This window comes from Streptomyces sp. NPDC028419, assembly GCF_055565515.1.
The window spans coordinates 64,087-83,836 of sequence record NZ_JBVHUE010000036.1 but is presented as its reverse complement, the minus strand read 5'-3'; the positions used below and the strand labels follow the sequence as shown (position 1 = coordinate 83,836).

Annotated in this window: 21 protein-coding genes and 2 pseudogenes; 15 read left to right on the top strand and 8 right to left on the bottom strand. The window is 70.8% G+C overall.

The features are described 5' to 3' along the window. Window positions 1–203 precede the first annotated feature (203 nt). Window positions 204–1,235 carry a hypothetical protein gene (locus ACZ4UB_RS32750; RefSeq protein ID WP_468075843.1) on the top strand — a complete coding sequence of 344 codons (1,032 nt, stop codon included), beginning with the start codon at window positions 204–206 and terminating at the stop codon, window positions 1,233–1,235. Between the two features lie 79 nt (window positions 1,236–1,314). Here ACZ4UB_RS32750 and ACZ4UB_RS32745 read toward each other — a convergent pair. Together ACZ4UB_RS32745 and ACZ4UB_RS32740 are read right to left on the bottom strand one after the other, a co-directional pair. Continuing rightward, window positions 1,315–1,555: pseudogene (locus tag ACZ4UB_RS32745) on the bottom strand (IS982 family transposase); the annotation flags it as partial. A gap of 98 nt (window positions 1,556–1,653) precedes the next feature. Next, the gene (locus ACZ4UB_RS32740; RefSeq protein ID WP_468075841.1) at window positions 1,654–2,592 is read right to left on the bottom strand and encodes a helix-turn-helix domain-containing protein; all 939 of its coding nucleotides are present in this window, start codon (window positions 2,590–2,592) and stop codon (window positions 1,654–1,656) included. Window positions 2,593–2,718: 126 nt separating this feature from the next. On the opposite strand from ACZ4UB_RS32740, the gene ACZ4UB_RS32735 reads away from it, so the two are divergent. From ACZ4UB_RS32735 to ACZ4UB_RS32725, 3 genes are all read left to right on the top strand, one after another. Beyond that, window positions 2,719–3,738 (top strand): AraC-like ligand-binding domain-containing protein, encoded by a 1,020-nt coding sequence (locus ACZ4UB_RS32735; RefSeq protein ID WP_468075839.1) that lies wholly within the window; start codon window positions 2,719–2,721, stop codon window positions 3,736–3,738. A 79-nt stretch (window positions 3,739–3,817) separates the two neighbouring features. Then, on the top strand, window positions 3,818–4,213 hold the full coding sequence (locus ACZ4UB_RS32730; protein ID WP_354384179.1) for an SH3 domain-containing protein: 396 nt from the start codon (window positions 3,818–3,820) through the stop codon (window positions 4,211–4,213). A gap of 219 nt (window positions 4,214–4,432) precedes the next feature. Continuing rightward, window positions 4,433–4,810 (top strand): hypothetical protein, encoded by a 378-nt coding sequence (locus tag ACZ4UB_RS32725; protein ID WP_468075837.1) that lies wholly within the window; start codon window positions 4,433–4,435, stop codon window positions 4,808–4,810. 75 nt (window positions 4,811–4,885) lie between these two features. On the opposite strand, the gene ACZ4UB_RS32720 is transcribed toward ACZ4UB_RS32725, so the two are convergent. Continuing rightward, on the bottom strand, window positions 4,886–5,404 hold the full coding sequence (locus tag ACZ4UB_RS32720; protein WP_468075835.1) for a hypothetical protein: 519 nt from the start codon (window positions 5,402–5,404) through the stop codon (window positions 4,886–4,888). A gap of 53 nt (window positions 5,405–5,457) precedes the next feature. Here ACZ4UB_RS32720 and ACZ4UB_RS32715 point away from each other — a divergent pair, with 53 nt between their 5' ends. Then, window positions 5,458–6,090 (top strand): class I SAM-dependent methyltransferase, encoded by a 633-nt coding sequence (locus tag ACZ4UB_RS32715; RefSeq protein WP_468075833.1) that lies wholly within the window; start codon window positions 5,458–5,460, stop codon window positions 6,088–6,090. 231 nt (window positions 6,091–6,321) lie between these two features. Next, the gene (locus ACZ4UB_RS32710; RefSeq protein WP_468075831.1) at window positions 6,322–7,146 is read left to right on the top strand and encodes a 2OG-Fe dioxygenase family protein; all 825 of its coding nucleotides are present in this window, start codon (window positions 6,322–6,324) and stop codon (window positions 7,144–7,146) included. Window positions 7,147–7,183: 37 nt separating this feature from the next. On the opposite strand, the gene ACZ4UB_RS32705 is transcribed toward ACZ4UB_RS32710, so the two are convergent. Continuing rightward, window positions 7,184–7,984 carry an inositol monophosphatase family protein gene (locus ACZ4UB_RS32705; protein ID WP_468075829.1) on the bottom strand — a complete coding sequence of 267 codons (801 nt, stop codon included), beginning with the start codon at window positions 7,982–7,984 and terminating at the stop codon, window positions 7,184–7,186. Between the two features lie 192 nt (window positions 7,985–8,176). On the opposite strand from ACZ4UB_RS32705, the gene ACZ4UB_RS32700 reads away from it, so the two are divergent. The 7 genes and pseudogenes from ACZ4UB_RS32700 to ACZ4UB_RS32670 all read left to right on the top strand — a co-directional run. Continuing rightward, on the top strand, window positions 8,177–9,763 hold the full coding sequence (locus tag ACZ4UB_RS32700; RefSeq protein WP_468075827.1) for an FAD-dependent monooxygenase: 1,587 nt from the start codon (window positions 8,177–8,179) through the stop codon (window positions 9,761–9,763). A gap of 65 nt (window positions 9,764–9,828) precedes the next feature. Then, window positions 9,829–10,437, top strand: a complete 609-nt coding sequence (locus ACZ4UB_RS32695) for an SDR family oxidoreductase (protein WP_468075825.1) — start codon at window positions 9,829–9,831, stop codon at window positions 10,435–10,437. Window positions 10,438–10,589: 152 nt separating this feature from the next. After that, window positions 10,590–11,446 (top strand): IS5 family transposase gene (locus ACZ4UB_RS32690; protein ID WP_468075823.1). Its coding sequence is split into 2 segments (ribosomal slippage): window positions 10,590–10,946 and window positions 10,949–11,446, totalling 855 coding nucleotides; the frame shifts between segments, so codons are not numbered across the junction. Between the two features lie 665 nt (window positions 11,447–12,111). Beyond that, the gene (locus ACZ4UB_RS32685; RefSeq protein ID WP_468075821.1) at window positions 12,112–13,662 is read left to right on the top strand and encodes an AMP-binding protein; all 1,551 of its coding nucleotides are present in this window, start codon (window positions 12,112–12,114) and stop codon (window positions 13,660–13,662) included. Between the two features lie 456 nt (window positions 13,663–14,118). After that, window positions 14,119–14,493: a hypothetical protein gene (locus ACZ4UB_RS32680; RefSeq protein ID WP_468075819.1), complete on the top strand. Its 375-nt coding sequence runs from the start codon at window positions 14,119–14,121 to the stop codon at window positions 14,491–14,493. Between the two features lie 187 nt (window positions 14,494–14,680). Further along, window positions 14,681–15,040: an ArsR/SmtB family transcription factor gene (locus tag ACZ4UB_RS32675; RefSeq protein WP_468075817.1), complete on the top strand. Its 360-nt coding sequence runs from the start codon at window positions 14,681–14,683 to the stop codon at window positions 15,038–15,040. Window positions 15,041–15,070: 30 nt separating this feature from the next. Further along, window positions 15,071–15,172 (top strand): annotated as a pseudogene (locus ACZ4UB_RS32670) (IS5/IS1182 family transposase); the annotation flags it as partial. 558 nt (window positions 15,173–15,730) lie between these two features. Here the strand turns inward: ACZ4UB_RS32670 and ACZ4UB_RS32665 are convergent. The 3 genes from ACZ4UB_RS32665 to ACZ4UB_RS32655 form a co-directional block, all read right to left on the bottom strand. Next, window positions 15,731–15,913: a hypothetical protein gene (locus ACZ4UB_RS32665; RefSeq protein ID WP_468075815.1), complete on the bottom strand. Its 183-nt coding sequence runs from the start codon at window positions 15,911–15,913 to the stop codon at window positions 15,731–15,733. Between the two features lie 483 nt (window positions 15,914–16,396). Then, window positions 16,397–16,930, bottom strand: coding sequence for a type 1 glutamine amidotransferase domain-containing protein (locus ACZ4UB_RS32660; protein WP_468075813.1), 534 nt, complete (start codon window positions 16,928–16,930; stop codon window positions 16,397–16,399). Between the two features lie 133 nt (window positions 16,931–17,063). After that, complete coding sequence (locus ACZ4UB_RS32655; RefSeq protein WP_354384167.1) at window positions 17,064–17,390, bottom strand: hypothetical protein; 327 nt, start codon at window positions 17,388–17,390, stop codon at window positions 17,064–17,066. Window positions 17,391–17,760: 370 nt separating this feature from the next. Between ACZ4UB_RS32655 and ACZ4UB_RS32650 the strand changes: the two genes are divergently transcribed. Further along, entirely contained in the window at window positions 17,761–18,222 is a 462-nt protein-coding gene (locus tag ACZ4UB_RS32650; RefSeq protein WP_468075810.1) for a phosphoketolase family protein, read from the top strand. 51 nt (window positions 18,223–18,273) lie between these two features. Beyond that, window positions 18,274–18,825 carry a YceI family protein gene (locus ACZ4UB_RS32645; RefSeq protein WP_468075808.1) on the top strand — a complete coding sequence of 184 codons (552 nt, stop codon included), beginning with the start codon at window positions 18,274–18,276 and terminating at the stop codon, window positions 18,823–18,825. Window positions 18,826–18,987: 162 nt separating this feature from the next. On the opposite strand, the gene ACZ4UB_RS32640 is transcribed toward ACZ4UB_RS32645, so the two are convergent. Beyond that, window positions 18,988–19,737 carry a ZIP family metal transporter gene (locus ACZ4UB_RS32640; protein WP_468075806.1) on the bottom strand — a complete coding sequence of 250 codons (750 nt, stop codon included), beginning with the start codon at window positions 19,735–19,737 and terminating at the stop codon, window positions 18,988–18,990. Between the last annotated feature and the right edge of the window lie 13 nt (window positions 19,738–19,750).

The window sequence follows — 19,750 nt, the reverse complement described above, 5'->3', positions numbered from 1 at the left end:
ATCCCCAGAGAGGGGAGGAACCTGCGAAGACACGACAGGAAGAGGTTTTGAGAGGACAAACACAGCTGCACCCTGTAGGGCGGGGCCGCGGGCGGCCCCTCTCCCCCCCCCCGATCCCGTGGCGCGCCGTCCTGCCCCGCGGGACGTCCTGCCGGACGGGGGCTCTTAGATTCCTCTTAGAACACCTCCCTAGTCTCCGTTTCATGATCGCGAAACGTGGTGCAGTTGGAACCGTCGTCCTCACGGCCGTGACGTTGACGGCCACCGTCGGGGTGGCCGTCGCGGCTCCCGTCCCAGAAAGGGCCACCGCCTCGGTGCCCCACGGCAAGCTGACGGACGATCTGTACATGTCGCTCGGCGCGTTCGAGGACGCGACGTCCGGCGAGGACCTCAAGGTCAAGGCCATGATCGACCGTCCGGACATCGGCGACGTACAGGTGGTGGTGCCCTGGAAGGCCCTGGAGGGGAAGAAGGGGGAGTACCGGTGGTCGCGACTGGACAACGCCCTGAAGTATCTCCAGGAGCGCCACAAGAAGCTCTTCGTCCAGGTCCAGGACCGGTTCTTCGACGTAGCGATGGCGGACGCCAACGTTCCCCAGTACGTGAAGGACGAGGGCGGTCTCGCGCCGACGATCGACGAGAACCCCGACAACCCCACCACCCACGGGGCCATGGTCGCGCAATGGAACAAGGGCGTGCGAGGGGACTTCCAGGCCCTGCTGAAGGCGATGGCGGAGAGGTTCGACGGACGGCTCGCCGGGGTGAACCTTCCGGAGACCGCGGTCGGGGTGGACACCAAGACCGATCGGACCGGGTACACCTCGAAGTCCTACATCGATGCCGAGATCGACAACATGCGCTACGGCAAGAAGGTCTTCACCAAGACGCAGTTCATCCAGTACGTCAACTTCCTGCCGGATGACGACGACCACCGGCGCATGCGGGAGATGTTCGAGCTCGCCAAGAACGAGAAGATCGGCATCGGTGGACCGGACACGCTGCCGGACCGGCCCTACCAGATGCAGAACTCCTACGCGTTCCTCCACGCCTACAAGGACGACCTCCCCCTCGTCGCGATGGCCGTCCAGGAACCCGACATCAAGGCCGAAGACCCCAAGACACCCGGAAAGCGGTACACCCGCGAGCGGTTCACGGATTTCGGCCGTGATTACCTCGGCGCGCGCCACATGTTCTGGACCACCGAAGCGGATTGGCTGCAAGTGCCCCCGGCATGACACGCGCACGGGCCACCCCGGTGAACGGCCCCGCGGTCAGGCCGGGCCCTTGAAGGTCTGATTCATCGACTCGATGACCGTAGGGAAACAGGTGGCCGAAGTCCCGCCCGACGCGGCGTAGCCAGCGCCGCTCGGAGGTGTACCGAGCAGCGCCGACATGACCGCGAGCGTGATCAGCTCGGCATCACTGGGCGTGGGAGTGATTCCGACGGCAGGCCGCCACGGCAGGCAGCCACGGCGCCACCCCACGGCGCCAGCCACGGCGAAGCCTTCAACTCGTCGTCGATCCGGGCATGGAGTGCTGTTGCAAGGGTGTCCAGGTCGCTAGTCGCACATCGACGTTGGACGCCCTCGTCTCATGTCCGCAGGCGATCCCTGGGACTCGTTCAGGGATCCGGGGCGGTGCCCACTGGGGTGACTATGCGTCACGGTCATTTCGCAGGGCCTGGATGAGCCAGGGGTACACCGGGATCAGGTTCGGTACTACCTGCCAGCCGTTGACGATCCACACCAGCCGCCAGTATCGGTCCACCCGGGGATCGTGCGCCTCTTTGAACTGCTGGGCCATCCAGTCCCGGAATTCCGTGTCAGGGGTGCGCGCGAACACCTCGGCGAAGCGGTGCACGAGGTCATCGATGACGGGTGCGCCCCTGTCGCTGAGCGGGTCGATGCCCGACTCCATGGCCTCGGCCACCTTCTGGCGGGTGAACTCCATCAGTTCCTCGCCGACCTCGCCCTCGATGTCGAGCGTGCGCCCGGCGGCCTGGCACCTGGCCGTCCGGCGCATCCGGGCCCGGAAGTCCTCGTCGCCGACCAGCTCGGCGAGTTCCACCCACGCGGCGACCTGTTCGCTGGACGGATCATCGGGAAGGTCGGGAGTGGCAGCGCGAACCATGGCCACCGCGGCCGGGTCGGCATCCACTGTGCCGAAGGTGCCATCCATGAAATCGTCGATCAAACGTCGGCGTTCCTCGCCGGACAACCGCGTGAGCCTGTGCATGAGTTTGGTCTCCTCGGGATCGGAGCCGCGGCTGGCCACGACTCGCAGAACGCTCCGACGCAGTTGCAGCACCCGGATCTGGACGTCCATGGCGTCGGCGTGCACCGCGGCGACTTCCGCCACCGAGAGCTCGCGGTCCAGTACCCGTTGGATCGTGGCCAGGTCCATGCCCAGCTCGCGCAGTGTGCGGAGGAGTTCCAGACGAAGCAGTGCGTCGAGGTCGTAGAGCCGATAGCCGGCGGGACTTCGGGTGGTCGGCGCTACCACCCCCGAATCGGAGTAGAACCGGATGGTCCTCACGGGCAAGCCGGTCCGCCGGGAAAGCTCCCCGATCGAGTAGAGGGTCGTAACGTCCATGTCCCCCACCCTGCTGTCTCCAGTCACTGGAGACTCAAGGCTATTCCCCAGCTGGGCCCCGACCGAGACGTCCTCCGAGTTGCTGAAGCATGCGTATGCGTGTCGACGCGGGGAGAGGAACAGGGCATGGAGACTTTGCTGCGCAGCGAGAGCCTGCCCGCCGTCGACCGGTTCGCGTGGTGGTCGGAAATGATCTCGCACTCCGCCGAGCCCGCGGTCGTCACCAGCGACAGTGCGCGGGACTTCCGCACCACGGTCAGGCAACTGCACATGGGGGCCGCCCGGGTGTCCGTTCTCTCCCATCCCTCCATGCGGGTGCGTCGCTCCCAGGCGCTGGTCCGACGCTCCGACCCGGAGTTCTACCACGTGACGCTGAGCGTGCGCGGAAGTCGCCGGCTGTCGCACTGCGGGCGTGACGCCGTCCTGCCCGTGGGCGACCTGATGCTCTACGACTCCTCCCACAGCTTCGATGTCCAGTTCCCCGCCCGGCAGTCGGCAGTGAAGTCGATCACCATCGACTTACCGCGCTCCGCCCTGGACTTACCGTCCCGCCGAGTGGAGGCCCTCCTGGCGACGCCCCTTCCCGGAGCCAATGGGGCCGGGGCGCTCCTGTCCGGATTCCTGATGCAGCTGGCCGCCGAGGCTCCAGGCCTGCGACCACAGGACGACATCCGTCTCGAACCGGTCACCAGACAACTGGTGACCATGTTCCTGGCCCATCATCTGGATCTGTCGTCCGCGGTCCCTCCGGAAGACCGGCGGCAGGCGCTGATGCTCGGTATCCGTGTCTTCATCGAGGAGAACCTGGGCATTCCGGAGCTCGGCCCCGGCCTCATAGCGGCTGCCCATCAGATGTCGCTGCGCCAGCTGCACCGGCTCTTCGCGCAGGAGAACGTGACGGTGGCCGCGTTCGTCAGGCGGCGCCGCCTGGAGCGCTGCTGCCACGACCTCGCGGACCCGGCGCTCGCTTCCCGCACGATCCACTCCATCGCCGCACGGTGGGGGTTCCAGCGGCCCGCCGATTTCACCCGCGCCTTCCGCGCGGCCCACGGCATGCCACCCAGCGAGTACCGGGCCCTGGCCCTCGCCGCTCCCGCACGCCGGACACCGGGCACGCAAAGCCAAGGAGTGGGCACGGACCGCTAACGACCTTCGCGGTGCGTCCGAGCAGGATGGCCGATGAGCGGGGAGAGCGGCTCCCCGGCCTCTCCAGGAGGAATGCCTGATGACCGGTTCGCCCGTTTCTCGCAAGGTGCGCAAGACCCTGGGCTTCTCCCTCGCGGCCATCGGCCTGGCCGCGGCGGCGAACCTGGGCGCGGCAGCGCCGGGCAATGCCGCAGCGACCGTGAGCTGCAGCGGCTGGGGCCACAGCAACAAGGACGCCGGTTCCGGCTCCTCCACGGGCACCTACGCCCTGAAGAGCGGGCCCTACGCGGCCTGTTCGAACAGCGGCCAGACGTACAACGGGACGTACCTCTACTACCACTGCTACACCTCGAACGACTACGGCAACACCTGGACGTGGGCGCGGATCGCCGGCACCAGCACCGAGGGGTGGATCTCCGACGCCAACCTCACCTACAACTCCGACGGCACCCGCGGGGCCACGCACCACTGCTGACAGGCCGTCTTCGCCCTCGCCGGGGCCGCATGCGGAGCCCGCCCTCGGACCGATCCCCGGGGCGGGCTCCTCCGGCGTGATCAGCTCCGCTTCGGCCGGACCGGTGACGCTTCCCGGGGCCGGCGGGCGGCGGGCGGTGTCGAGGGGGCGGAATATCGGGTTGTCGGGGATCGCCGTGCTAGAGATGGAGGAGAATCATCCCAAAATAGGAGGTATCTCATGATGCGTACGCGTCTTCTCCGCACGGCGGCCGTGCTCGGCACCGCAGCGTTCCTGGCCCTCGGCGGAGCCGCGGCGGCCAACGCGCACGGAACGGACCACGACCCCGGCGTGGGCAACGCGGGCATCGGGAACTCGGGCGTAGGCAATGCGGGCATCGCCAACTGGGGCGTCGGTGACGCCGGTATCGCCAACGGAGGCCTGGGCAACGCGGGCATCGCCAACTCGGGCATCGGCGACGCGGGCATCGCCAACTGGGGCGTCGGTGACGCCGGTATCGCCAACGGAGGCCTGGGCAACGCGGGCATCGCCAACTCGGGCATCGGTAGCGCCGGCATCGGGAACTCGGGCATCGGCAGCGCCGGCATCGGCAACTAGGGTCCCGCTCCCGATCGATCCCTTCCTGGAGCAGGACTGACGCGAGGGTGACCGCTGCTTCCCACGAGGCGGCGGTCACCCTCGATCCGTACGAGGAGCAGGCCGGCCCGGATGCGGGTGGCGGCCATTCCGAAGCCGTAGCCGATGACGAGGAGGATCGCGAAGACGGTCCGGTTCGAGCGCGACGGCGCCCAGGGCGACCGGGTCTAGGGGGTAGCGCCGCAGCTGATCGGTGGTTGAGGCCGCGGGGACCGTGGAGCCCGTGAGGGTGAGCCCGTCGCCGCGAGCGGTGATCTCGTGCCAGCCGATGCGCTGGGCGTCGTAGTGCGTGACGACACGGACCTCCGCCGTCGACGCGAGGTGCGCGACGGCGGCCAGGCGGCAGGTGAGACGGCTGGTCAGGAGCCCCGCCTCACCGGAGCGGAAGATCAGGATCGCGGCGCTACGCCTCCACCGGAGGCGCAGGTCGCCAGCGGTGACGACCAGTTGGCCGGCCAGCGTGGTGTACGCGCCGGCCTGCCCACGCCGAGGCTCGCGCCGGGTCGTCGACGGCAGCGGCGGATGTCCGACGGCGGGGAGGGCCCGGCGCGACACGGACGGCGGTAGCGTGGCGACGGTCAGGGCAACGGCGATGAGGGGGAGGGAACATGACGCGACCCACGACCGCGGCGGAGGTCTTCGACGCGCTGGGTGAGCGGTACGAGGACCTGTTCGGGCGGGTACCCGCGCAGCTGGAGGGGCTGGAGTGGCTGGTGGACCGGCTGCCCGCGCGGGCCCGGGTGCTGGACGTGGGCAGCGGCACGGGCCGGCCCACGGCCGAGGTGCTGGCCCGCGCCGGGCACGCCGTGACCGGGATCGACGTCTCGGCGGCCATGGTCGAGGCGGCCCGCGCCCTGGTGCCGGATGCGCGCTTCGAGCAGGCCGACGTCCGCACGTACGTGCCGCAGGCGGGCGGCTTCGACGCCGTGTGCTCCTTCTTCCCGCTCCTGATGATGGATCAGCCGGAGATCAGGGCGGCCCTCGATCGGATGGCATCCTGGGTCGCGCCCGGCGGGTACCTCCTGCTCGCCACGGTCCCCGGAGACATCCGGGGTGTGGAGATCGAGTGGATGGGCCACCAGGTCACCGTCAGCAGCCTGTCCGCGGAGGAGCACCTGCGGCGGCTGGCAGAGGCGGGCCTGGAGGTCCTGTACCACCGCACGACGCCCTTCGTCCCCGCCGATCCCCTGGCCGGGCCCGAGGACCACTTCTTCTGCTACGCGACGCGACCGAAGGCCTGATGCCCGTCCCCGCCCCCTCCCGACGGCCGGCGTGCGGTCCCGGATCACGGCCCGAAGGGCCGGTACACACCGCCGGGGGAGGGCGAGGGCGAGGACGGCGATCGGCCGGCCGGGTACTACGCGGCGAGCACCGGCGCTGGGACGGCCGAACCACCGGCCGTGTGATCCTGTTCCCCTCGGACTCCGCTCCCGGAGCCGACGCGGCCCAACCTGTGGGAGAAGTGCGTGGACATGGCCGAACCCCAGCGGCGGTCGCCCTTCGATGAGCCGCGCCCGGCCGGCGGCGCGGACGATCTGCGCGAGCGCGGGTTCGCACACTACGGTGCCGAGCGCCTCGCCGCCGTCGCGGCCTCCGACGCGGCCGGCCTGGCCCGGCTCCAAGGGGTGTGCGCGAGCCTGCCGCCCGACCCGCACGCACCCGGAACGCACCGCTTCCGCCGCTACTCCCATGCCGTGTACCTGCCGTGGCGGGACGAGCTGTCCTGGATCCCCGGGACCCCCGATCCCGTGCACGGCACGGTCACGGAGTTCTCCCACGGCGCGGACGACGCGGAACACCGGCGGGGGCGACGCGCCCTCCCCGAGGTTCCCGCGGCGCTGCGCGACGACCCGCTGCTGCTCCGACTGCTGCGGTGGGACATCGAGCAGGCCGTGGACGTACGGGCGGACCTGAGGAGGCGCCCGCTGTGGGTCGGTGTGCACCTGATCAAGCTCGCGGTCGAGAACCGCGACCAGGTGGCCGTCTCCACCCCGGACTGCCTCCACCAGGACGGCGGCTCGACCGGAACCTTCACCTTCGCCCACCTGATCAGCCGGACGAACGTGACCGGCGGGCACAACGTCATCGCCACGCCGGACAGCGCCGGCCTGCGGCCCGAGGACCCGGCGGCGCACGTCCACACCGGCTTCACCCTCACCGAGCCCTTGGAGGGCTACGCCGTCCACGACCACCGGGTCAGCCACTACGTCGCCCCGGTGCGAGCGGGCGCGCGGCCCGGTCCGGGCGAACGCTCCGTCCTCATCGTCGGGCTCGCCCCGTACGTCCCCCAGCTGTGACGCGGCTACCGACCAGGGCGTCTTCGAGGGCCCGGCACTAGGTCCGGTCGCGCGCCATCGCAAGGAGCAACCCGTGGGTCTCGGCGTCGGCGGCCACGAGGAGCCCACGCCCCGCAGGACCGAGCGGGGCGCCGTCGACCCCGCTGACCACGCAACCAGCGGCCCGGCACAGGGCGATCCCGGCCGCGAAGTGCACGCTCTGGGAGAGGTCCCCGCCATCGGTGACGTACGCGGCCCGCTTGCCGGCGGCGACCCAGGCCAGCGCCAACGTCGATGACACCACCCTGGGCCGGAAGTGCTCCGCGAACCGGGGGTGGGCCAGCAGGTCCACGGCACGGAACCCGGGCGAACTCGGGAACGGCGGATCCAGGTTGACGTCCACCAGCCGGGTGGCGGACGAGGGGGTCAACAGCGCGTCGTCGGCTCCCTCGCGGCGCACCCGGGCGCTCTCCCCGTCGGTGAAGAAGACCTCGCCGCCGAACGGATCCGCCACGGCTGCCACCCCCTCGCGCAGCGCCACGTTGACGGCCACCACCATGGTGCCCGCGGCGTAGTTGAGCGTTCCGCACAGGGGATCCACCCACCACTGCCGCGCGGAGTCGGGCGCGCCGTGCTGCCCGCCTTCCTCGCCGAGCACCGCATCACCGGGGCGTGCGGCGCGGATGACGTCGAGGACGGCCCGCTCCGCCGCCACGTCGGCGGCGGTGGCGAAGTCGCCGTCGCCCTTGTCGATGCGGCCGAGCCGCTGACCGTACATCTTCCGCACGACGTCCGCGCCGGCCCGGGCCCCCGCTATCGCGACCGCGACGTCGTCCGAGCTCGCATGTGAGTTGATCATGCCGTGCAGCCTAGCGACGGGGGTCGCCCGCCACGGCCCCCGGCCACCGATGGGGCCGGTCCAGGACAACCCAGGAGGCAGGTGTCGGCGGTTTGTCGGTTCTGTCGGTGTCCTGTCGGCGCGGGCTGACACCTTGTGAGGAAGAGCCGCCGGACGATTCGTCCGGCGCGGCGTTCGAGGAGGGGATCTCTCGTGCACGACGTAGTGATCGTAGGAGCCGGCCCGGTCGGTCTGATCCTGGCCTGCGAGCTCGGCCTCGCGGGTTGCTCGGTACTGGTGCTCGAACGGGAGCCGGAGCTCGGCTCCCCGTTACGGGCGGCCCCGCTCGGGATGAGGGGCCTGTCCGCCGCCTCCACCGAGGCGTTCTACCGGCGCGGCCTGCTGGAACCGCTGCTGGCGGCATCGGGAGCCCAGGAGATGTGGGCTCCGCTCTCCGGAACGGGTGCGTCGTCCGGGCCCCGGGTCGGCGGCCACTTCGCGGGGATGATCCTCGACGGGGCCCTGATCGACCTCGACGCCCTCGCGTTCCGGTTGCCCAGCCCGGCGGAGGAACCCGTGCGGACGGACCTCGAAGCGGTCGAGACGGTGCTGTCCGAGCGGGCGTCCAAGCTGGGGGTGGAGATCAAGCGGGGCGTCACCGTCTCGACCGTCCTCCAGGACCGGGAGAGCGTGGTCGTCCGCGCCGGCGAGGACGCGTACGAGGCGCGCTGGCTCGTCGGATGCGACGGCGGACGCAGCGCGGTGCGCAGGCTCGCGGGCTTCGAGTTCGTCGGCACCGAACCGCAGTTCACCGGATACACGATGCGCGCCACCCTCGTCGATGCGGAGCAGCTGGGCAACGGGTTCAACCTCACGCCGACGGGCATGTACCTCCGGATGCCCGCCCCCGGACACATCGCCATGATGGACTTCGACGGCGGTGCCTTCGACCGCTCGCTGCCGCCGACCCACGAACACCTCCAAGAGGTGCTGCGCCGGGTGTCCGGTACCGACGTGACGATCTCCGAGGTCCACATCGCCTCTTCGTTCACCGACCGGGCGATGCAGGCGACGGCCTATCGGCGGGGGCGCGTCCTGCTCGCGGGCGACGCGGCCCACATCCACTCGCCCCTCGGCGGCCAGGGCCTGAACACCGGCATCGGTGACGCCGTGAACCTGGGGTGGAAGCTCGCGGCCACCGTGCACGGGTACGCGCCGGGCGGACTCCTCGACACCTACGCCGAGGAACGCCACCCGATCGGCGCCGCGGTCCTGGACTGGACGCGCGCCCAGGTGACGACCATGCGGCCGGACCCGTACGCCCGGGCCATCCAATCAGTGGTGCGTGATCTCATCGGGACCCGCGACGGGGCGACCTACGTCTACGAGAAGTTGTCGGGGGCGTGGATCCGCTACGACCTCGGCAGCGAGCACCCACTGGTCGGCCGGAGCGCCCCGGACTACGTCATGGAGGACGGGACCCGGCTCGGCGGCCTCATGGCGGACGGGCGGGGGCTGCTGCTCGACTTCAGCGCCGGACGGATGCTTGCGGCTCCTGCCGTGGGGTGGGCGGGCCGGCTCCGGTACGCCGCCGGCGCGGCGGAGAACGACCTCGGAGCGGGCGCGGTGTTGGTACGGCCGGACGGCGTGGTCGCCTGGGTGGGCGACCTGCAGCCTGATCGCGAGGCGTTCGAGCGCGCCGCGGCCCGCTGGTTCGGTGCCGCCGCCACGACCGGCGTGCCGTCCGCGACCCACCCCACGGACGCCACCTCGCGCACGGGTGCCTCAGGCCGACGGTGAGCCCGACCTGAGGGGCGGGGCAGGGCCGCCACCCATCCCTCACGCATTCCCCAATCAACCGGAAGATGCACACCGTGCCGCCCGACTCCGCCAAGACGGCCACGCGGCCACGGCCCCGCGCCTGGACCTGGCCGAGCGCGCCAGCACGGACGAGGCAGCCGGCCCTCGCCGAGGCCTTCGGCCACCTGGACGTCCTGGTACACAACGCGAGCGCGATGCCCGACGTCCAGATCCTCGACGCTCTGGACGCCGACATGGACGCCGTGCGCAGGGCGATGGAGGTCTCCGTGATCGGCCCGTGGGCGCTGACCCAGGCGCTCCTGCCGCTGCTGAAGGCCGCGCCCGCGGCACGGATCGTGAACGTCTCCAGCCTGTCGGCCCAGCAGATCGCCACCGACCTCGACCTCGGCGCCCCCCCCCTGCGCTCCCCGGCGTACTCGATGGCCAAGTACACCCTCAACGCACGGACCGAAGCCCTCGCGCGGGCCCTTTCCGAGACCTCGATCCTGGTCAACGCCGTCGACCCCGGCAACACCGCCACCCACCCCGAGCGCGGCGACGACGCCAGCGACCGAGCGGCCGCCGACAGCGCCCGCGACATCGTCCAGGCCGCCACGCCCGGCGCCGACGGCCCCACCGGACAGCTTTTCAGCGACAACCGCCCCACCGCCTGACCCCCACGCGCCACCCGCGAGGCCCCGCGCGTCACGAAAGGAGAACCCCGTGCCTCAGGAACGCCTCGTGGGTGGCCGAATTCACCGCAGGAACCTCGTGCCACCAGGCTTCGGATTGACCGTGCCCGCAGCGCGGTCAGGAGACGGCTGAGATGCCGAGGGTGGTACGTCGTGGCCCCGGGGAGCGCGGCCGACACCGAGCGGACGGGACCTCGCCGTGTGGCCGGGTACTCAACTCCGTCCCCACACAGGCGAGATGCGGGGAAGCGACGAACCGGTGGCCTCGGGTTCCGGACCGGCAGGCACTGTGCGGGATCCTGTTCGTGTTGCATACCGGGATCCAGTGGGAGTACCTGCCGCAGGAGCTGGGCTTCGGATCCGGCATGACCTGCTGGCGGCGTCTGGCCGCGTGGAACAACGCGGGTGTCTGGGACCAGCTGCATGTGGTGCTGCTGAAGAAGCTGCGGGTCGTGAAGAAGCCGGACTGGTCGCGGGCGGTGATCGACTCCTCCCACGTCCGGGCCGCTCGACGGGGCCCCAAAGCGGTCCCAGCCCGGTCGACCGCGCACGTCCGGGCAGTAAACACCACCTCATCGTCGACGGCCAGGGCATCCCACTCGCCGTCTCACTGACCGGCGGGAACCGCAACGACGTCACCCAGTTGATACCCCTGCTGCAGAAGATCCCGTCCGTCGCCGGCCCGGTCGGACGGCCACGCAACCGACCCGACAGCCTGCTCGGTGACCGCGGCCACGACCATGACAAATGCCGCCGTCTGGTCTGGGCGACCGGCGTCAAGCCAGTGTTTGCCCGCCGCGGTGTCCCACACGGTTCCGGCCTCGGCGTCCACCGCTGGGTTGTCGAGCGGACCATCGCCTGGCTCCACGGCTTCCGCCGACTACGGATCCGATGGGAACGACGCGACGACATCCACGAAGCCTTCCTCGGCCTCGCCACCTGCCTCATCACCCACCGCCACGTCCAACGCCTTTGTGAGGACCTCTTATAGCGGGAGGGGGGGTGGTGGCGTGAGCAATGCCTGCGGAGCGGTCGCCGGACCCGCTGTTTCTCGCCTACCGCAAGCACGGTGCTCGCCTGTTGATCGGCCCACTGGTCGAGGTGAGGGCCGCCCGCAGCCGCTGAGGAAATGAGGGCAGGGCCGTCCTTCTGAGGGACATGGTCGCTTTCCCCGATCCTCCCGGCCTGCCGGGCATGGTGTGTGCGCCCGGGGCACGGCTAGCTGCTCTGACCGGTGACCACACCGGCGTGGACGCCGCCGGGCCCCTCAAGGCCGAAGCGCCGCGCCAACGACGGGCCGTCCTCAGCTGCGAGTCGAGGCGGCCGAGCGACCGCACGGGGTGCCGCCCGGCGGGGGAGACGGCGGAGCTCGCAACGGGCGGCAGGTGAACGGCCCGGCCCGACACCCGGGTGTCGACTCCCACGTCACTTCGCGACCTTGGGATCGAAGGTAGACCGCCCTTCACGTGGCTGAATCCAACCCCCTAGGCGGGCCCTTGGGTTGAACTCCCATATAGATGCCCCTACCATCCTTTTCGTTGCCTCTGGCAACGAAAAGGGGTGGCGCGGCCCGTCCGCAGTGTTCGTGCCCCCGCGACACCGCGCCCGGCGCAGCCACCCGCAGGGGGCGCCGGGAAAGGGAGGTTCTCCACACGCATGGACCACGCACCGTTTCGCACGTACGTCGAAGACATACTCGACGTGTTGGACGCCGACCCGGGCCGCGAGGCCCTGGTGCACCAGGAACGGCGGATCAGCGCCGGGGAGCTGCGCGCCCTCGTGCACCGCCTCGCCCGTGCCCTCGCGGCGCTCGGCGCCGCACGCGGCATGACGGTCGCCCTGCTGGCCGGCAACCGGCCCGAGACCCTCGCCGTCCGCTACGCCGCCCACCTCCTGGGCTGCCGGGTCAGCCACCTCTACAGCAAGCTCTCCGCCGACGTGCAGAGCGTCGCCGTGGAGGACATCGAGACACGCATCCTCATCACGGACCTCGACCACCACGAGCGAGCCGCCGAACTCGCCGCGCGTGGCGGAGTGGAGACCGTGCTCTGCCTCGGTCCCGCGCCCACCGGCGTCGATCTCCTCGGCCTCGCGGCACTGGAGTCCGACGAACCCCTCGCCGGACGAGCCGAGCCCGACGACATCGCCACCATTCGTCACACCGGCGGCACCACCGGCCACCCCAAGGGCATCTGCCTCAGCCAGGCCTCCCTGAGCGCCCTCGGCCCGGCGCACCCGACGGACGCGCACGCACCAGCGGGCCCTATTCCGATCATGGCCGACGTCCCCCGGCTGTTGGTCGCCACCACCCTCGCCCACCTCGGTGGCACCCTCGCCGACCTCGCGCTGCGCACCGGCGGAAGCGTCGTGCTCCAGCCCCACTTCGACGCCGCCCAGGTCCTCGACGCCATCGAACGCGAACGGGTCACCGACCTGTTCCTGCTGCCGCCCCTGCTCTACGAGCTCACGGAGGAGGCCGAGGCCCGCCCCCGCGACACCTCCGGCCTCCGCTCCCTCGTGTACGGCGGCTGTCAGTCCTCACCGGTGCGCCTGGCCCGGGCCGTGGAGGTCTTCGGCCCCGTCCTGGTCCAGTTCTACGGGCAGAACGAGGCCGGGGGCATCAGCGTTCTGCCCGCCGACGCCCACGACCCGGCCGACCCGGCCCGGATGCGCACCGCCGGCCGCCCGCTGCCCGGCGTCGAGGTGACCGTACGGGCTGAGGACGGCAGCACGCTGCCACCCGGCGCGCTCGGGGAGATCTGCGTACGCACCGGCACGATGATGCGGGGCTACTGGAAGCAGCCCGAGCTGACCGCCGAGGTGCTGCGGGACGGCTGGCTGCACACCGGCGACCTCGGATTCCTCGACGAGGAGGGCTACTTGACCATCGTCGACCGGCTCAAGGACATGATCGTGGTGGTCGGCGGCCACGTGTACACCGCCGACCTGGAGGACGTGCTCAACGCCCACCCCGAGGTGCGCGCCAGCGCGGTCCTCGGGGTCCGCGACGGCGACCGCATGGAGCAGGTCTGCGCAGCAGTCGTCCCGGCCGACCCCGCGCACGCGGAGCCGGGTCGACTCGCCGACTGGGTCGAGTCCCGCCTCGGTGCCATGTACCGCCCCCGCCGCATCATGTTCACCGAGGCCATCCCCCTCACCGACGCCGGCAAGCCGGACAAGAAGCTTCTGCGACACCGCCTCGCCTGACCTCGGCGGCTCCAGGGAGCGCCGGGCGAGCGGCGCGGTGGGGTGGGGTGGTGGACGGTCGAACTCGGCAGATGTGCCCCTGACACCATCACCGCCGCTACCGGACATCGCGCCCCATGGCCGGAAACGACCGGTGGATCCCCTTCGCGCGCCCCTCGGTGACAGGCCGTCATGAGGGGAGGACCGGTCCGCCGGCAGGCAGCCCTGACCGGCCGGAACGAAGGCGCTCCGGTGGCGACCAACGCCGCCGGGCGCACGGGGAAGAGGACAGTGTGCCCGGCCCGCCTCACCCTCGGGCTGGATCTCGCAGGGGCGAATGCCGGGCCGCGGGGTTGATTCCCGCCAGATTCCCCGATGCTGCCGCACCTCCAGACGGGCAGTCGGTAGCGTCGGTGGTCACCACTCAGCCGGGGTGTGGAGCCGGCCGGGGCCGTCCAGAACAGGGAGCGAGTACTGATGCTGAGTGTGGAGACGTCTCTGAAGGAGGCGATGACCTCGATCGACGGGAGCATGGGGGCCGCCCTGGTCGACTACACGAGCGGCATGGCGCTGGGAACGCTGGGCGGGGGCAAGGACCTCGATCTGGCGGTGGCCGCGGCGGGGAACACCGATGTGCTGCGGGCGAAGATCCGCACGATGGAAATGCTGGGCGTCAAGGACGAGATCGAGGATGTACTGATCACTCTCGGCGGTCAGTACCACCTCATCCGACCGCTCAGGGGCCGCGGAAGCAACGGCCTGTTCCTGTACCTCGTCCTGGACAAGGGTCGGGCGAACCTGGCCATGGCCAGGCACCAGCTCAAGTTCATCGAGGCAGGACTGGAGGTCTAGTCGTTCCCGCGCCCGGCTCCGTATGCCCAAGAGTTGAAGAAGTCTGCAACTCGACACATCTACATGTGATCAGAACGGGCCGGACCGGAGCCGGGAGGCGGGAAGATGACAGGAGGTGGGCGTCGCACGTCCGGCAGGTCCAGCTGCCAGCCCAGGAACGATCGAACCCGGTTGGGAGCGTGATCGCATGCAGGTGCCGCTGTACCAGGCGAAGGCGGAGTTCTTCCGCATGCTCGGACACCCCGTCAGGATCCGCGTACTGGAACTGCTCCAGAACGGTCCCGTACCCGTACGCGAACTCCTCAACGAGATCGACATCGAGCCGTCCAACCTCTCCCAACAGCTCGCGGTGCTGCGCCGGTCCGGCATCGTGGTCTCCATCCGTGACGGCTCTACCGTCAGTTACGCCCTCGCCGGGGGCGACGTGGCGGAGCTCCTGCGTGCCGCACGGCGCATCCTGACCGAACTCCTGGCCGGACAGAGCGAGCTCCTCGCGGAACTCCGGCACACCGACGCCGCGACGCGATCGGGTCCGCCCGTGCGGTGACGGCCCGAACCTCGCCCGGGGCAGGTCCGGCTGGAGCCGCACTCGCCGGAGTCGGGGCACCGGGGCGGCCGATGGAACGATCACCGCAGAGTGATCAACGGAGTCTTGTTCCGGGTCCGGACGGACGCAGCATGACGGGACCCTCCCGAGCGTTTCGGCAACGGACAAACCGGCGGCCAAAGAGGCGAATACTCGTCAGGTCAAAGCCCACTCACTGTGACGCGCGCCTGTGACCCGCCCTTGCTCGCCCAGTAGGTATGGAGGCTGCGCTCTTGACGACGCCTTCCTCACGTGGTCAACGATGTTTTCCGTGCCGGCGCCCGTCGCTGGTCGCCAGGAGAACGAGGGCCAATCCCAGGGGCAAGAGGAAAAGCAGCAGAAGGGTCATGAGTGGCGGGTGCCCGCTGTCAGGGTAAGTACACCGCCAACTTCCGGCCGGTGTGACGGTGAACTCCGTCGTCCTTCCCGGAGCCGTGTCCATGACCAGCTGTCGCCCGCGCGCCAAGCCGTCGGCCGCGAGCTCGGGGCCGGCCAGACCGACGGCATGCAGGAACGCGACGCCGAAACCGTCGACCTCCCTGGGTGCGCCCGGGGCAAGGGCTCGCGGTCGAGGGCGTCGGCCAGGACGTGGGTGTCGCCCTGTGTCGCCTGCCTCGGCTCAACGGCAAGCCGCTTCCGGGAAGGCCTGCGTCAGCGTCCGGCCGGCCGGAGGCCGAAGGAGATGTCGCTGGCCGGGCGGATGGCGGCCGACCTGTTGCGCCGCATCATCTCCAAGGCCGCCTCAGCCAGTCGCGCGTCGATGGGGGCGACCGCATCGGAAGCGACCACCAGGTCGTAGTGGCGGATGTGGGCGTCCAAGGCCGAATGCAGCACGCACCGCGTGAAGACCCCGTCCGGCCTCTCCGAAGAGGGCCTCAGCGCCCCTCGGACAATACGAGCCGGGCACGCCCCAGTCGTCCGGGTAGGGGCGGTGACGAGCTCTATAGGGAGGCGGCCCGGTGGGGGAGTCCGCGGGCACGCTCGCCGTCGCCGGGCAGGAGGCGGGTCGCGGTGGTCGGCGCGAGGCTGAGCAGGCCGCGCGCGGAGTCGGCGGTCCGGGCAGTGGCGGCCGCCTCCGGGGCGCCGGAGGAGGGGGCATCGTACGGCCTCGCGCACGGCCTGCCGGTGCTCAGGCGGCGCGGAGGCCGCCCCGGCGACACGGGCGCCGGCGACCAGGCGCACGCGGTGGGCGATCGAGGGGCCGGTCGCGGCCAGCGAGGTGGCGCACGCCGTGGGGACGGCGACTGCGACGGAGTGGCCACGCCCCCCTCCCGTCCCGCCCTTCGCCCGGTACACGCCGGAACGTTCCGACGGATCTCAGTCGCCGAAGACCTTCACGAGCGCCGCGCAGAACGCGTCCAGGTCGTCCGGGTTGCGGCTGGTCACCAACGTGGCCGGGGCCGCGCGGCAGATGTGGACCTGTTCGTCGACCCAGGTGCCGCCCGCGTTGCGGATGTCCGTGGCCAGGCTGGGCCACGAGGTGAGCGTGCGGCCGCGGACAACGTCGGCTTCGACGAGGGTCCAGGGGGCGTGGCAGATCGCGGCGACCGGCTTGCCGGCCTCGAAGAACGCTCGCGTGAACGCGACGGCGGCCTCGCTGACCCGCAACGCGTCGGGGTTGGCGACGCCACCCGGCAGCACGAGGGCGTCGAAGCTCTCGTCCGTACGGTCCGTGAGGACCCGGTCCACGGCGTAGGTGCCCGCCTTGTCGAGGTGGCGCATCGCCTGCACCGTGCCCGGCTCCGTCGAGACCAGGCGCGGGGTCCATCCGGCGTCCAGCACGGCCTTCCAAGGTCGGGTCAGCTCGATCTCCTCCACGCCTTCGGGCGCTGTCAGGAACGCGACGCGCACGGGGCTCACATCCTCTCGTCACGGTCGTGCGGCGGAGCCTGCACGGGCAGGCCGTACCCGGCGCCCCTGCCCCGACCCGACCGGCTCAAGCGCCTTGGCCGTCCAGCACGGAAGGGATCACCGGGTACCCGGATCACCCGGATTCCTCGGGCTCGTCGATCGAGAGCCGCAGGGCCAAGGACTGCAACAGCTCCTCGGTGGACGTCTGCGGATCCGTCTCCTCGTAGGCGCGCGCCACCACCTCAAAGGCGAGGATGAATCCGTTGATCAGGGAGTTGACCGGCCCCGAGAGCTGCTCCAGCACCGACTGCCCGATCTGCGTGGCGTCCCCGTCGGCCGGAACCAGGAACTGCTCGGGCGTCACGTCGCCGAGCAGTTCGGACACGTAATCCGTTCCCACTCCGCCCCGCAGGCCTGTCAGTGCTGCGATGGCCTTCAACCGCGTGTCATGGTCGGTCACGGAGCACTCCTGTCGAGGACGCGCCCGCCCCGTCCCCGTCCCTCGGACACAGGGCGGAAGGCTCCGCCGTCCACCGTGCGGGGGCTCTCGACGGGGCGGTGGCGCACGCACGTTCGCGGCCGCGCACCGCGGCTGGGTGCGACCACCCCGAACGCGGTGGAGATGTTCACCATGTCGGTACCTTCCTGCTGTGTTGCCGGCGCGGACCCAAGGGGGTCCCCCGTGCCGTGCAGCTTCCCTGACAGGACCGGGGCAAACGCGGATGGACCGGCACCTTCCACGTCCGGCCGAGGGAGGCGTTGCGTGAGGGGGGTGAGACGGGTGGGTGAGGTGCCCGGTCGAAGTCGGCTTCTCGGGGTGGGCGGGCGGCATGGAAGCCAATCGCCCTCGTGTGCACCCCGTCCCCGTCCCCGCCCCCGCCCCTGTCCCCGTCCCCGTGCTTGTCCCCGTCCCCGTGCTTGTCGTCGACCTGTGCGCCATCGCGCCGCCGGACCGTCACCTCCACGGGATGCCGGACGACCGGTTCGGCGACGCGCTGGGGGACGACACGCACGTGGTGGTGTTCGACTTCCACGGCCATCCCTCTGCCGTGCACCAGCTGCTCCACGGACGCCCCCACCCCGACCGGTTCCACCTCCGCGGAATACGTGGAAGAGGGCGCCACGACCACCCCCTACGACCTGCTGACCCTGAGCCGAACCGTGCGCACCGGGACCCGCTCCACGAAGGTGGTACCACGGTGATCGCGAACCACCGGTCCGGGTGCAATCGCCGGCCGCCGCGCGCGTCCGGCCGGATAGGGAGTCGCAGCTCCCTTAGCGTGCATCGGTAGCGATCCGGGCGGTCCGTCGCCAGGAGCGTCACCTTACGGAGGTAACCACCCATGACCGTCCCGCTGTCCGACATCACCGGGGACTACGTCCTCGACCCGGCCCACACCAGGATCGGGTTCATCGCGCGCCACGCCATGGTCACCAAGGTGCGCGGCGCCTTCCACCAGTTCGAGGGCACCGCCCACCTCGACGGCGCCGACCCGACCAGGTCCACCGGTCAGGTGGTCATCAAGACCGAGAGCATCGACACCGGCGTCGAGCAGCGCGACCAGCACCTGCGCACCAACGACTTCCTGGACGCGCCGACCTTCCCCGACATCACCTTCCGCACCACCGCGGTCGAGGCGAAGTCGGAGAGCGACTACCGGGTCACCGGCGACCTGACCATCAAGGACACCACCAAGCCGGTCACCATCGACTTCGAGTACACCGGCAACGCCGTCGACCCGTACGGCAACCTGCGGGTCGGGCTGGAGGGCTCGGTCACCATCTCCCGCAAGGAGTTCGGCATCACCTGGAACGCGGCCCTCGAAGGCGGCGGAGTCCTGGTCGGCGACAAGGTCGTCCTCGAGTTCGACGTCTCCGCGATCAAGCAGGGCTGAAAGCCAGCTGCCACCTGCCACCGGGCTCGGGAGCCGCTCGCGCGGCGCGGCTCTTCCTGTCGGAGCCGCGCCCTTGCCGTCGATTCCCTCAGTACGCAGGTCGCCCGTCTCCTCGACCTCGAGGTAAGCGAGGTGAGCAAGCCAGGGGGCCGGGGCCGCCCTCTAGAGGTGGGCCAGCGCGAATGCGGACAGGAACCCGGCCACGGTGACCAGCCCCGTGAGCAGGTGCACCTTGCTGTAAGCCTCGGGGATCATCGTGTCCGCGATCATGGCGAGGATCGCCCCTCCGGCCACGGCCGTGATCATCGCCATGATCGCCTCCGAGGCACCGCCGAGCAGCGCGTATCCGGCGAGTGCCGCCATGCCGCTGATCAGCGCGATGCCGCCCCACAGGGCGAAGACGTAACGTCGACTTCGGCCGGCGCTGCGCATGCCGGCGGCGCTGGCCAGGCCCTCGGGCAGGTTGCTGATGAACACCGCTGCCACCGTGGCAGTGCCCAGGTGACCGCCTCCCAGGAGACTGGTGCCGATCACCACGGACTCCGGCACCCCGTCAAGCAGCGCGCCCAGCGCGATGGCGTTGCCCGAACCGGGCGCCTCGGACTCCGACGGCTGCTGCTGCCCGGAGCGCTTGCGGTGCTGAGCACCGCGCCGCGCCAGCAGCGCGTTCGCCCCCGAGTACACGGCGGCCCCGCCGAACGCACCCCAGACAACGGGGCCGATGCCGGAGCGCTCGTACGCCTCGGCGATGAGGTCGAAGGACACCGCGGACAGCAGCACGCCACTGCCGAACGCCATCACGAGCGCGATCCAGCGGGGCGGGACCCGCACGAACAAGCCAATGGCGGCGCCGACCAGCAGCGCCGCGCCCGCGAACAGGCCCCACCCACCCGCGATCAGCGCTCCCACCACAAGATCCCCTGTC

Bases quoted from the DNA above. Each gene is read 5' to 3' on its own strand.
- ACZ4UB_RS32685 (WP_468075821.1), top strand. From the start codon at position 12,112: ATGGACCACGCACCGTTTCGCACGTACGTCGAAGACATACTCGACGTG.
- ACZ4UB_RS32750 (WP_468075843.1), top strand. From the start codon at position 204: ATGATCGCGAAACGTGGTGCAGTTGGAACCGTCGTCCTCACGGCCGTG.
- ACZ4UB_RS32735 (WP_468075839.1), top strand. From the start codon at position 2,719: ATGGAGACTTTGCTGCGCAGCGAGAGCCTGCCCGCCGTCGACCGGTTC.
- ACZ4UB_RS32715 (WP_468075833.1), top strand. From the start codon at position 5,458: ATGACGCGACCCACGACCGCGGCGGAGGTCTTCGACGCGCTGGGTGAG.
- ACZ4UB_RS32705 (WP_468075829.1), bottom strand. From the start codon at position 7,984: ATGATCAACTCACATGCGAGCTCGGACGACGTCGCGGTCGCGATAGCG.
- ACZ4UB_RS32710 (WP_468075831.1), top strand. From the start codon at position 6,322: ATGGCCGAACCCCAGCGGCGGTCGCCCTTCGATGAGCCGCGCCCGGCC.
- ACZ4UB_RS32725 (WP_468075837.1), top strand. From the start codon at position 4,433: ATGATGCGTACGCGTCTTCTCCGCACGGCGGCCGTGCTCGGCACCGCA.
- ACZ4UB_RS32740 (WP_468075841.1), bottom strand. From the start codon at position 2,592: ATGGACGTTACGACCCTCTACTCGATCGGGGAGCTTTCCCGGCGGACC.
- ACZ4UB_RS32675 (WP_468075817.1), top strand. From the start codon at position 14,681: ATGCAGGTGCCGCTGTACCAGGCGAAGGCGGAGTTCTTCCGCATGCTC.
- ACZ4UB_RS32680 (WP_468075819.1), top strand. From the start codon at position 14,119: ATGCTGAGTGTGGAGACGTCTCTGAAGGAGGCGATGACCTCGATCGAC.
- ACZ4UB_RS32645 (WP_468075808.1), top strand. From the start codon at position 18,274: ATGACCGTCCCGCTGTCCGACATCACCGGGGACTACGTCCTCGACCCG.
- ACZ4UB_RS32730 (WP_354384179.1), top strand. From the start codon at position 3,818: ATGACCGGTTCGCCCGTTTCTCGCAAGGTGCGCAAGACCCTGGGCTTC.
- ACZ4UB_RS32650 (WP_468075810.1), top strand. From the start codon at position 17,761: ATGGAAGCCAATCGCCCTCGTGTGCACCCCGTCCCCGTCCCCGCCCCC.
- ACZ4UB_RS32695 (WP_468075825.1), top strand. From the start codon at position 9,829: ATGCACACCGTGCCGCCCGACTCCGCCAAGACGGCCACGCGGCCACGG.